Source organism: Streptomyces sp. NPDC052236 (assembly GCF_044548015.1).
Lineage (GTDB): Bacteria > Actinomycetota > Actinomycetes > Streptomycetales > Streptomycetaceae > Streptomyces.
Genome location: NZ_JBIUBL010000004.1, coordinates 120,607 through 133,037, shown reverse-complemented (window position 1 = coordinate 133,037; position 12,431 = coordinate 120,607). Strand labels below are relative to the sequence as shown.

Sequence of the window (12,431 nt, the reverse complement as noted above, 5' to 3'; positions counted from 1 at the left end):
GGGAGACACCGTCATGCCCACACGCCCCCGCAAGACGGCCGCCGCACTCGGCGCGCTCGCCGCGATATCCCTCCTCGCCTCCGCCTGTACGGGTACGGCCGACAGCGGCGCGACCGACGACCCGAAGGCCAGGACCACCCTCACCTTCTGGCACGGCTGGTCGGCCCCCAGCGAGGTCGCGGCGATCGACGCGAACATCAAGGCCTTCGAGGACGCCTTCCCCCACATCACAGTGAACGTCGTCAAGGGCATCACCGACGACAAGCTCAACCAGGCGCTGCGCGCGGGCGGTTCAAAGGCACCGGATGTCGTCTCCTCCTTCACCACCGACAACGTCGGCCGCTTCTGCACCACCAACGCCCTCGCCGATCTGAAGCCCTTCCTGGAGAAGGCCAAGATCGACCCGGCCACGACTTTCCTGCCCTCGATGGCCGACTACACCGAGCACCAGGGCAAGCGCTGCACGGTCCCGTTGCTCGGTGACGCGTACGGCCTCTACTACAACAAGAAGGCCTTCGCCGAGGCCGGGATCACCGCCCCGCCCAAGACGCTCTCGGAGTTCGACAAGGCCGCCGAGAAGCTCACCAAGGCCACGGGCGACGGCTACCAGCAGCTCGGCTTCATGCCGAGTTTCCAGGGGTACGAGACCACCTTCGAGCACTACGCCTCGCAGTTCGGCATCGAATACTTCGACGGCTCCGGCAAGTCGAACCTCGCCGCCGACCCCGCCGCCAAGGAGCTGTTCACCTGGCAGAAGGCCCTGGTCGGCAAGCTCGGCGGCTACAAGAAGCTGGAGAAGTTCCGTACCGGACTGGGTGACGAGTGGGGTCCCAAGCACCCCTTCCACACCGGTCAGGTCGCCATGCAGCTCGACGGTGAATGGCGCGGCAAGATGGCCAAGGACGCCAAGCTGGGCTTCGAGATCGGCGCGGCCCCCTTCCCCGTACCGGACGATCAGGTCGCCGACTACGGCAAGGGCTATCTCTCGGGCACCATCCTGGGCATCGCGAGCGTCAGCAAGAAGCAGAACGCCGCCTGGGAGCTGGTGAAGTACCTCTCCACCGACACCGACGCGGTCGTTTCCTTCGCCAACGCGATCCACAATGTGCCCTCCACCATGGCGGCGCTGAAGTCGCCGAAACTCAACAACGACCCGCTCTACCGCACGTTCGTGGACATCGCGCAGCACCCGAAGAGCGCGCACGCGCCGTCCTCCGTCAACGGCGGCGCGTTCCTGCTGACCGCCCAGGACCTGGGCGTACGGTACGAGGCCGGACGGGAGAAGGATCTGGCCGCCGGGCTGAAGAAGACCGACGCGCAGGTCGACAAGGACAACGAGCAGGCCGGCTGATGCAGCACCATTCCGCACATCCAGGCGCACATCCAGGGCTGCGGGCCAAGCACCGGAAAGCCAACCTCCGCACCCTCGCCTTCCTCTCCCCCTGGCTGATCGGGTTCAGCGTCTTCTTCGCCTACCCCCTCCTGTCCACCGTCTACTTCTCCTTCATGAAGTACGACGGGTTCGCCCCGCCGACCTGGGTGGGCCTGAAGAACTGGACGTACGTCTTCAACGACTACCCCTTCTTCTGGCCCGCGCTGCGCAACACCCTCTGGCTGGTGCTGGTCATGGTGTCCCTGCGCGTGGTCTTCGGCCTCTGCGTCGGCCTGCTGATCATCAAGATCAAGACGGGCGCCGGACTCTTCCGGACCTTCTTCTATCTGCCGTACCTCGCCCCGCCCGTCGCCGCCACCATGTCGTTCGTCTTCCTCCTCAACCCCGGTACGGGACCGGCGAACACGATCCTGGACAGGCTCGGGCTGCCGCAGCCTGGCTGGTTCACCGATCCGAACTGGTCAAAGCCTTCGCTGACGCTGCTCGCCCTGTGGGGCATCGGTGACCTGATGGTGATCTTCATGGCCTCGCTGCTCGACGTACCGAAGGAGCAGTACGAGGCGGCCGAGCTCGACGGCGCCGGTCCGGCGCAGCGCTTCCGCTACGTCACCCTGCCGCACATCTCGCCCATCGTGCTCTTCGCGGTGGTCACCGGCGTGATCGCGACCATGCAGTACTACACCGAGCCGCTGGTGGCGGCGAAGGTCGCGAGCGGGGTGATCGGCGGCTCCGGCCAGCAGTTCGAGCCGGGCTATCCGGACAAGACCACCCTCACCGTCCCGCAGATCATCTACAACCTCGGGTTCCAGCGGTTCGACACCGGGGCGGCCAGTGTGGTGGCCCTGGTGCTCTTCGCGCTGGCCATGGCGTTCACCGCGATCCTGATGCGGCGGCGCTCCGGCTTCATGTCAGCGGAGGACTGATCCATGACGTCCACGATGTCCCCGACGCCCACGACGGCCACGACCTCCGTGCCCTCCATGACCGCGACGACAGCCCGGCGCGACGCCCGCCGACGCGCCGCCCTGGAGTGGATCGCCATCCACTCCCTCGCCATCGTGGCAGCGCTCTTCTTCCTCCTGCCGTTCGTCTTCGTGTTCCTCACGGCGGTGATGAGCGACGATCAGGCGCTCACCCGCGCGCTGTGGCCGCGCAACTGGCAGTGGGGCAACTTCGCCACCGTCTGGAACACGCCGGGCTTCCTGACCTGGTGGCGCAACACACTCCTGTACGCCGGACTGGGCACCGTCCTCGCCGTCGGCTCCAGCCTCCCGGTGGCGTACGCCCTGGCCAAGTTCCGCTTCCGCGCCCGGAATCTCGTGATGATGCTGGTCATCGCCATGATGATGCTGCCGCCCCAGGTGATCATCGTCCCGATGTATCTGTTCTGGGCGAGGCAGCTGGACCTGGCGGGCACGCTCTGGCCGCTGATCATTCCGTTCGCCTTCGGCAACGCGTTCACCATCTTCCTGCTGCGGCAGTTCCTGCTGACCATCCCGAAGGAGTACACGGAGTCGGCGCGGATCGACGGCTGCGGGGAGTTCCGGACGATGGTGAGGATCGTGCTGCCAATGGCGAAGCCCGCCATCGCCGCGGTGGCTCTCTTCCACTTCTTCTACTGCTGGAACGACTACTTCGGACCGCAGATCTACGCCTCCGAGAACCCGGCCGCCTGGACCCTGAGCTACGGCCTGGAGTCCTTCAAGGGCGCCCATCAGACCGACTGGAACCTGACCATGGCCGCCACCGTACTGATCATGGCCCCGGTGATCGTGGTCTTCTTCTTCGCGCAGAAGGCCTTCATCGAGGGCGTCACACTCACCGGCGTGAAGGGCTAGTTGAGACACGCATGAAACTCGCAGTCGTGGGTGGCGGATCCACCTACACCCCTGAATTGATCGACGGCTTCGCCCGCCTGAGGGACACTTTTCCCGTCAGTGAACTGGTGCTCATCGACCCCGCGGCCGACCGTCTTGAGCTGGTCGGCGGCCTGGCGCGGCGGATCTTCGCCAGGCAGGGACACGACGGGAAGATCGTCACCACCTCCGACCTCGACGCGGGCGTGGCCGACGCCGACGCGGTGCTGCTCCAGCTGCGCGTCGGCGGGCAGGCGGCGCGGCAGCAGGACGAAACCTGGCCGCTGGAGTGCGGCTGCGTCGGGCAGGAGACGACGGGCGCGGGCGGCCTCGCCAAGGCGCTGCGTACCGTCCCGGTCGTCCTCGACATCGCCGAGCGGGTGCGCCGTACGAATCCGGAAGCCTGGATCATCGACTTCACCAACCCGGTGGGCATCGTGACCCGGGCACTGCTGCAGGCCGGGCACAAGGCCGTCGGCCTGTGCAATGTCGCCATCGGCTTCCAGCGCAGATTCGCGAAGTTCCTCGATGTCGCCCCGTACGACATTCATCTGAACCATGTGGGCCTCAACCACCTGACGTGGGAGACGGGTGTGCGGCTCGGCGGTCCGGAGGGCGAGGACCTGCTGCCGCGGCTGCTGGCCGAGCACGGGAACGCGATCGCGGACGAGCTCAGCGTTCCGCGCCAGCTCCTCGAACGGCTCGGCGTTGTCCCCTCTTATTACCTGCGTTATTTCTACGCGCACGACGAGGTCGTACGAGAGCTGGGGACCAAGCCGTCGCGGGCCGCCGAGGTCGCCGAGATGGAGCGGCGGCTGCTGGAGATGTACGGCGACCCGGCGCTCGACACCAAGCCGGAGCTGCTCGCCGAGCGCGGCGGCGCGTTCTACTCGGAGGCGGCCGTGGACCTGGCGGCGTCGCTGCTGGGCGGGGGCGGCAGCCCGTACCAGGTGGTGAACACCGTCAACAAGGGGACGCTGCCGTTCCTCCCCGACGACGCCGTGATCGAGGTGCAGGCGGCCGTCGGCGCCCACGGTCCGACACCGCTGCCGGTGCCCGCCGTGGATCCGCTGTACGCCGGGCTGATCGCCCATGTCACGGCGTACGAGGACCTGGCGCTGGAGGCCGCCCTGCGCGGCGGGCGCGACCGGGTCTTCCGGGCGCTGCTTTCGCATCCGCTGATCGGGCAGTACGCGTACGCCGAGGCGCTCACGGACAAGCTGATCGCGCACAACCAGGAGCACCTGGCGTGGGCATGAGCACGGGCCGACCTGGTGTGCTGGCCATCGACGCGGGCAACAGCAAGACCGACGTCGCGGTGGTCGACGATGACGGGACCGTCCTCGCCACGGCCCGCGGCGGTGGCTTCCAGCCGCCCGTGGTCGGGGTCGAGGCGGCCGTCGACGCGCTGGGCGTGACGGTGGCGGCGGCCAGGGCAGCCGCAGGCCTCCCCCTGTCCGGGCCGTTCGTCGCGCATGTCTCGGCGTGCCTGGCCAATGCGGATCTGCCGGTGGAGGAGCGGGACTTGGCGGCGGCGGTGCAGGCGCGCGGCTGGGGCCGTACGACCGAGGTGCGCAATGACACCTTCGCGATCCTGCGGGCAGGGCTGCTGGCCGACGCCGAGCCGCGCGGTGTCGCGGTGGTGTGCGGCGCGGGCATCAACTGCGTCGGCATGCTGCCGGACGGCCGTACCGCCCGCTTCCCGGCGATCGGCCGGATCTCCGGCGACTGGGGCGGCGGTCTGGGGCTCGCGGAGGAGTCGCTGTGGTTCGCCGCGCGGGCGGCGGACGGGCGCGGTGAGCCGACGGCGCTGGCGCGCGCGCTGCCCGCGCACTTCGGGCTCGACTCGATGTACGCCCTCATCGAGGCGCTGCACTTGGCACGCATCCCGGATGCGCGCAAACACGAGCTGGTTCCGGTGCTCTTCGCCACCAGCGCGGGCGGCGACGCGATCGCCCGCTCGCTGGTGCACCGGCTGGCGGAGGAGGTCGTCGCGCTGGCCACGGTCGCGCTGGCCCGCCTCGACCTGCTGGGCGAGGCGGTGCCGGTGCTGCTGGGCGGCAGTGTCCTGGCGGCCCGCCATCCGGAGCTGGACGAGCGGATCGGCGAGCTGCTGGCGGCCAGGGCGCCCGGGGCGGTCATCGAGGTGGTGACGGCGCCGCCGGTGCTGGGGGCGGCGCTGCTGGGGATGGACCATACGGGGGCGGGGCCCGAGGCACGCGCCCGGCTGCGCGCGCACTACGCGTAGCACGTACACCTCAGCTCGTACGCCTCAGCTCGTACGCCTCAACTCGTACGCTCAACTCGTACGCCGTGGGCGCGGTTCAGGGCCCGGCCTCCGCTTCTTCCCTCTTCCGTGCGGGCGTGAAATGGGAACCGATCATGGTCTTGAAGCGTATTCATGGTGGGGAGATCAACCTGGTCCGGCTGAATTGCCGCGTAAGGTACAAGATCCAGTCAAGCCTGGTGTGAATGTCAGTCACTGCGGCCATACTGCTGGCCGGGAGTCGTCCCCGGACCCGCCGGGGGTGGGCCCTACGTCAGCGACCGAGGGGGAGGTCACGTGACATACCCGCCGACTGTGCGCGCCGCGCCCCAATCGGCTCCGCCGCATGCGCCCGGGCAGCCGCCTGCCACGGACCCTGCGGCGCAGCCGTGGGCCGCGCCGCCGGCGCCCCGCGGTGCTTGGGCCGAGGGCAAGGACCGGCTGCGTACGGCGGCGACGACCGAGCCCGGACGGCTGCAGATCATCGGGGCCCTGCTGGCCGCGCTGGTGGTGGCGTTCGGCGCGGTGACGGCCTTCGAGATCTCCGACCGGGCGTCCGCGGCGGACGATGTGGTCAGCCGCAGCCAGCCGCTGAGCGCGGACGCGGCGTCCATCTACCGCTCCCTGGCCGACGCGGACACGGCGGCGTCGAGCGGCTTCCTCACCGGCCCCCAGAAGTCGCAGCCCATGGACACGCGGTACGAGGACGACATCTCGCTCGCCTCCGCGCTGCTGGTCAAGGCCGCGACGAACACGGACAGCAAGAGCGAGTCGGGCCGCCAGATAGCGACCCTCAATGAGCTCCTCCCCCGCTACACGGGCTGGATCGAGACGGCCCGCGCCCTCAACCGGCAGGGCCTGCCCCTCGGCGGCGCCTACCTGCGGTACGCGAACGAGCGCATGACCAAGGACCTGCTGCCCGCCGCCCAGAAGCTGTACGACGCGGAGACGGCGCGGCTGGACCAGGACGACGAGGACGCGCGCTTCCTGCCCGTGGCCTCGCTGGTGGTGGGCGTGGTGGCGCTGGGCGGCCTGGTCTGGGCCCAGCGGCGCAACTACCGGCGTACGAACCGTGTGTTCAACCACGGTCTCCTCGCCGCCACCGCCGCCTCCACCGTCGTACTGCTGTGGCTGGCTGTGGGGCACACCGTGGCCCGCGCCCAGCTGACCGACGCCCAGGCGCACGGTCAGCGGTCCCTCAAGGTCCTCAACGACGCGCGGATCAACTCCCTCAAGGCCCGCGCCAATGAGAACCTCACGCTGGTCGCGCGGGGCGCTGTGCTCACCGAGGACGGCAAGAGCGACAAGTACGAAAGCGACTACAGCACGGGCATGGACAAGCTCGGCACCCAGCTGACCGAGGCGGGCAGGCTCGCCGACGACAGCGCGGGACGCGATCCCGTCGCGGCGGCGGTCGCGAGCGTGTCCGAGTGGAAAGTCCGGCACGCCGACGCCAGCAAGACCGACAAGGACGGCGAGTATGAAGGCGCGCTGGAGAAGGTGATCGGTCCCAAGGCCTCCACCGGCGAGTCCTTCGACCGGGTGGACGACGCCCTTGCGAAGGCGCTGGAGCACGAGCAGCGTGAGTTCACCCGTGCCGCCGAGGACGGGCACGGCGCGCTGGCAGGACTGCCGATCGGCGCCGCGGCGCTGGCGGTGCTGGGCGCGGTGGGTGCCATCCTCGGTATCAACCGCAGGCTTACGGAGTACCGGTGAGAGTGAGGAGGGCAGCGATGGCGGACGTGAGGGACGTGAGGGCCAGGTCCCGGTCGCGGTTCCGGTTCCGCGGTTGGGGCGGCGTCGCGGGGATGGCCGCGGCGTGCGCGCTGACCGCGTCCGTCACCCTGCTGCCGCTGTCCCACGGCGCCGGCGAGAGTTCGCAGCCGTCCGGCCACAGTCCGACGGGTCTGACGTCGGCCACGTCCGCCAAGGCGGACGAGTGCGACGCCCCGGAGCGTTCGCTGACGCCGTCCACCGCCGACGGGCCGAACATCGCCGCGATCCGGGCGCGCGGCAAGCTGATCGTCGGCGTCGACCAGAACAGCTACCGCTGGGGTTACCGCAATCCGGCCACCGGCGGCCTCGAAGGCTTCGACATCGCCCTCGCCCGCGCCATCGCCCAGGACATCCTCCGCGACCGAAACGCCATCATCTTCCGCGCCATCCCGACCAACCAGCGGATACCCGCATTGAACAACGGCACAGTGGACATCGTCGTACGTACGATGACGATCAACTGTGCGCGGATCAAGCAGGTCGCGTTCTCCACGGCGTACTTCGAGACCGGTCAGCAGGTGCTCGCGCCCAAGGGGTCCTCCATCACGGGGTACAACACGTCCCTCGCCGGAAAGAAGGTCTGCACGGCGGAGGGCTCGACGGCGTACGAGGCGCTGGTGAAGAACTCCTTCGGGGCCACGTTCAAGGACGCGCACGACGGGCAGCCGGGAGACGAGGACGAGCTGACCGTGGCCAACCAACTCGACTGCCTGGTGAGGTTGCAACTGGGCCTGGTCGACGCGATCGTGACGGACGCCGCCCTCGCGGCGGGCCAGGCGGCCCAGGACCCTGCGGTCGAGCTCAAGGGCGACAAGCCGTTCACCCAGGAGTACTACGGCGTCGCCACGAAGCTCGGCAAGGACGATCTGGTGCGCCGGGTGAACAGCGTGCTCGACACCTACCGCAGAGGCGCCTGGACCGTGGCGTACAACGAGTGGCTGAAGGCCGATCTTCCCGGGATACTCGCGCCGCCGGTGCCGCAGTACCGCACCGGCTGAGCGGCCCGGCGAAGGAGTTGCCGGTCGTCATGTGTCATTGGTCGTCATGTGTCATGCGCAATACGTTGCAAGGAAGAGCGGAGAGGTGATCGATGGGCGTCGCGGGATCCTCCCCCAGCTTCGCGGGTGAACCACCAGTGCCGGTGATGGACCGGGACGAGGTGGACCGCGCGCTGGGCCGGCTCGGCGCGGAGCACGAGGCGATCGAGACCTCGCTTCTCGCCCTGCAGGACCATGCGGGCCGCAGGCTCCTCGAAGGTGCCGAGCTGACGGGCGTCACCAAGGACCGCTGGTCCTCCACCGAGCAGGAGATCACCCTGCTCTGGGGGTACTTCGACGCGTACAGCGCCGCCGTGCACGACACCCGCGAGCTGCGCTCACGACGGCGCTGGCCCAACCGCGAGGACCTGCTGGAGCTGACCGACCGGCTGCGCGGCCGGAGCGTGACGATCGCCAGCTCGGCCGCCCACCCCGCGCCCTCGATCACCGGGCCCGCCCAGCTTTCCGAGCGGTTCTCGCTCGCGGAGCTGGTCTCCCGGATGAACGAGCTGTACGCGCGGTCGCTGGACATGGTGGTGACGGCCGACTCGGTGTGGTCCGCGCTTCCCGCCCGGATAGACCTGCTCTCGGCCGAGCTCCAGCGCACCCGTTCGCTCGCGCACTCCGTGGGCGTACGGCCCGGGGAGCACCCCTCGGGCGACGAACTGGAGTCGATCACCCATGAGCTGGCCACGCTCCGCGTCCAGGTGATCTCCGACCCGCTGGCCTTCTGGCGGCCCGCGCCCGGCAGTTCGGCCCCAGGTGGCGGCCGTCCCGACACCGAGCGCTACGACCGGGCGGCGCGCGCCCTGGAGGACATCCGCGGGGAGATCGAGGCGGTGCTGCGGGTCCGGCAGGACTCCGAGCAGCGGCTGCTGCGGCTGCGCGATGTGCTCTCGCGCGCTGACCGGACGCTGACCGAGGCGCGTTCGGCGCGCGGCGAGGTGCTGGCGAAGATCGCCGCCTCCGAGGTGCCCGCGGTCAGCGGCCCTTCGACCGCGCTGCAGGAGCGGCTGGCCACGGCCGCCGAGTACCGCAGGCACTCCCAGTGGCACCGGCTCTCCCCACTGCTGGAGTCCCTGGAGAGCGAGGCCGAGGATGAACTGCTGCGCGCCCGCGAGTCACTGACCTCGGTCACCGCGCCGCTCGCGGTGCGCGCCGAGCTGCGCGGCCGGCTGGACGCGTACAAGGCGAAGGTCGCCCGGAACGGACTGGCGGAGGATCCGCTGCTGATCGAGCGGTACGACGCGGCCCGCCGGATGCTGTGGAGCGCGCCGTGCGATCTGCGCGTCGCCGAGGAGGCGGTGCTGCGCTATCAGCGGGCCGCCGCCGAGGCACTCGTCCCGGGACAGGGGCAGGGGCAGGGCCAGAGCCAGTCCGGGCCGTCTGATCGCAGGGGGGATTCATGAGCGAGAACAACGCATGCCAACGTCCCGGTTGTGAGGGCTCCTACGAGGACATGGGCGGCGGTGAGCTGTACTGCGACAACTGCGGTCTCGCGCCCGTCGTCTCGTCCACCGGGTCGCTCTCCTCGCCGCCCACCGGCATCACGGGCGGCGGCCATGGCAGCGGCCGGGACAGCACCTCGGCGCAGGTCTCGTCGCGCGGATCGTCCCGCGGTTCATCGCGCGCGTCGTCCCGCTCCTCCTCGCGCTCGTCGACCTCCCGCCGTTCCGTCTCGGGGCGGCTGTCGCGTTCGCTGTCCGGCAGTGTCCCTTCGTCCCGGTCGGTCTCGGTGCGCAGCTCCGGCACCGACTCGGCCTCGTCCGGCCGCAACCGCCTGGGCGCGGGCCTGGTCTCCGTACCGCAGGTGCCGCGGCCCGAGCCGCGCGCCGCGGTGATGGAGAACCCCGAGGTCCCGGAGCGCAAGCGGTTCTGCTCGCGGTCCGACTGCGGGGCGCAGGTGGGACGTTCGCGCGGTGAGCGTCCCGGCCGTACGGAAGGTTTCTGCACCAAGTGCGGACACCCGTACTCCTTCGTGCCGAAGCTGGCCGAGGGCGACATCGTGCACGGGCAGTACGAGGTCGTGGGGTGTCTCGCCCACGGCGGCCTGGGCTGGGTCTATCTCGCCGTGGACCGCGCGGTGTCCGACCGCTGGGTGGTGCTGAAGGGCCTGCTCGACACGGGCGACCAGGACGCCATGGCCGCGGCGATCTCCGAGCGCCGCTTCCTCGCGGAGATCGAGCACTCGAACATTGTCCGCATCTACAACTTCGTCGAACACCTCGACCAGCGGACTGGCTCCCTCGACGGCTACATCGTCATGGAGTACGTCGGCGGCAAATCGCTGAAGGAAATCGCCAACGAGCGGCGCGACCCTGGCGGCAAGCGCGACCCGCTGCCGGTCGAGCAGGCGTGCGCGTACGGCATCGAGGCGCTGGAGGCCCTCGGGCATCTGCACAGCAGGAACCTGCTGTACTGCGACTTCAAGGTCGACAACGCCATTCAGCAGCAGGACCAGCTCAAGCTGATCGACATGGGCGCGGTCCGCAGGATGGACGACGACGAGTCCGCGATCTACGGCACGGTCGGCTACCAGGCCCCGGAGGTCGGCGAGCTCGGCCCGTCGGTCGCGTCGGATCTCTACACGGTGGCGCGCACGCTGGCGGTGCTGACCTTCGACTTCCAGGGCTACACGAATGTGTTCGTGGACTCCCTGCCCGACCCGGAGAACATCGGGGTCTTCCAGACGTACGAGTCCTTCTACCGGCTGCTGGTGCGGGCGACCGACCCGGATCCGGCACGGCGGTTCGCCTCGGCGCAGGAGATGGCGGAGCAGCTGACGGGGGTGCTGCGGGAGGTCGTGTCGATCCAGACGGGCCGCCCGCGGCCTTCGCTGTCGACGCTGTTCGGCACGGAACAGCGGGTCACGGACACGGTGTTGTTCGCCGAGCTGACGGGTGACGTGTCGCAGCTGGGCGCGCGGGTGACGCCCCCGGGCCGCCGCGGCAGGCGGCAGCCCGTCCTCGCGCTGAACGGCGCGACCGCCCCGCACGCGGCCGTACAGGGCGCACCGGCCACACCCGCCGCGATCCCCGCGTCCTCCGCGGCCTCCGCGCCCCGCGCGCAAGGGGCCATCGGCGCGTCCCCGGCGGGTCTCGCCGTCGCCCCGCATCTCGCCCCCCATCTCGCTCCGCAGCTCGCCGTGTTCGACGCCCGGGCGACCGCCCTCGCGCTGCCCATGCCGCGCGTCGACCCGAACGACCCGAACGCGGGCTTCCTCGCCGGTCTCATGGCCGCCGCGCCCGCGGAGCTGATCGCCGCGCTGCAAGCCGTGGCCGCCGCCTCCCCCGAGACCCGGCTGCGTGAGCTGCGCGCCCGGCTCGAGATGCGTGATCCGGACGCCGCGACCAGGGCGCTGACAACCCTGGAGAGCCGGCACCCGGACGACTGGCGGGTCGTCTGGTACTGCGGCCTCACCTCGCTGGTGACCGGGGAGAACGAGATCGCGGCGCTCTCCTTCGACGCGATCTACGACGCGTTCCCCGGCGAGCCCGCGCCCAAGCTGGCGCTGGGCGTCTGCGCCGAAGTCCTTGGCCAGCTGGACAACGCCGCCGAGTACTACCGCCTCGTGTGGACGACCGACCCGAGCTATGTCAGCGCCGCGTTCGGCCTGGCCCGGGTGCAGATCGCGGCGGGCGACCGGACCGGAGCCGTACGGACCCTGGAGTCGGTGCCGGAGGCATCGATTCACTACACGGCGGCGCGGATAGCGGCCGTACGGGCGAGACTGCGGCGACGCGCCGCGCACGACCCTCTGCTGGACGATCTGTTGGCCGCTGCCGCGCAGGTGGACGCCCTGAAAGACTTCGGTCTGGACGCCATACGCCGCGAGCAGTTGTCCACAGAAGTACTCGGTACGGCCCTCGACTGGGTACTCTCCGGTAGTCCCGGAGCCGGGCCGTCCGTAACGAACGCACCGACCGCATCGATCGCAGCGAAAGCACCGATCGTGCTGCTCGGCAGCGAACTGGACGAGCGCGGCCTGCGCTTCGGGCTGGAACGCTCCTACCGGGTGCTCGCCCGGCTCGCCCAGCGCGGCGAGGAGCGGATTGACCTGGTGGAGCGGGCCAACCGCTTCCGCCCCCGGACGTGGGTGTGAT

At 70.0% G+C, this 12,431-nt stretch carries 9 protein-coding genes; all 9 read left to right on the top strand.

What is annotated here, in order from left to right; genetic code table 11:
- The first annotated feature begins 13 nt into the window (after positions 1–13).
- The 9 genes from ACIHCQ_RS09375 to ACIHCQ_RS09335 all read left to right on the top strand — a co-directional run bounded on the left by ACIHCQ_RS09375 (position 14) and on the right by ACIHCQ_RS09335 (position 12,430).
- A complete protein-coding gene (locus ACIHCQ_RS09375; RefSeq protein ID WP_399659468.1) occupies positions 14–1,351 on the top strand; it encodes an ABC transporter substrate-binding protein in 1,338 nt (445 codons plus the stop codon).
- A complete protein-coding gene (locus ACIHCQ_RS09370; protein ID WP_399659466.1) occupies positions 1,351–2,316 on the top strand; it encodes a carbohydrate ABC transporter permease in 966 nt (321 codons plus the stop codon). The genes ACIHCQ_RS09375 and ACIHCQ_RS09370 overlap by 1 nt, the downstream gene beginning before the upstream one ends.
- Before the next feature lie 15 nt (positions 2,317–2,331).
- The gene (locus ACIHCQ_RS09365; RefSeq protein ID WP_399660013.1) at positions 2,332–3,231 is read left to right on the top strand and encodes a carbohydrate ABC transporter permease; all 900 of its coding nucleotides are present in this window, start codon (positions 2,332–2,334) and stop codon (positions 3,229–3,231) included.
- 11 nt (positions 3,232–3,242) lie between these two features.
- On the top strand, positions 3,243–4,508 hold the full coding sequence (locus tag ACIHCQ_RS09360; RefSeq protein WP_399659464.1) for a 6-phospho-beta-glucosidase: 1,266 nt from the start codon (positions 3,243–3,245) through the stop codon (positions 4,506–4,508).
- On the top strand, positions 4,505–5,497 hold the full coding sequence (locus ACIHCQ_RS09355; protein ID WP_399660009.1) for an N-acetylglucosamine kinase: 993 nt from the start codon (positions 4,505–4,507) through the stop codon (positions 5,495–5,497). Before ACIHCQ_RS09360 ends, ACIHCQ_RS09355 begins: the two co-directional genes overlap by 4 nt.
- A 315-nt stretch (positions 5,498–5,812) precedes the next feature.
- Positions 5,813–7,231 carry a hypothetical protein gene (locus tag ACIHCQ_RS09350; RefSeq protein WP_399659462.1) on the top strand — a complete coding sequence of 473 codons (1,419 nt, stop codon included), beginning with the start codon at positions 5,813–5,815 and terminating at the stop codon, positions 7,229–7,231.
- 17 nt (positions 7,232–7,248) lie between these two features.
- Positions 7,249–8,289 (top strand): glutamate ABC transporter substrate-binding protein, encoded by a 1,041-nt coding sequence (locus tag ACIHCQ_RS09345; RefSeq protein WP_399659457.1) that lies wholly within the window; start codon positions 7,249–7,251, stop codon positions 8,287–8,289.
- A gap of 92 nt (positions 8,290–8,381) precedes the next feature.
- Positions 8,382–9,737, top strand: a complete 1,356-nt coding sequence (locus ACIHCQ_RS09340) for a hypothetical protein (protein ID WP_399659454.1) — start codon at positions 8,382–8,384, stop codon at positions 9,735–9,737.
- Entirely contained in the window at positions 9,734–12,430 is a 2,697-nt protein-coding gene (locus ACIHCQ_RS09335; RefSeq protein WP_399659452.1) for a tetratricopeptide repeat protein, read from the top strand. Before ACIHCQ_RS09340 ends, ACIHCQ_RS09335 begins: the two co-directional genes overlap by 4 nt.
- Position 12,431: the final 1 nt, after the last annotated feature.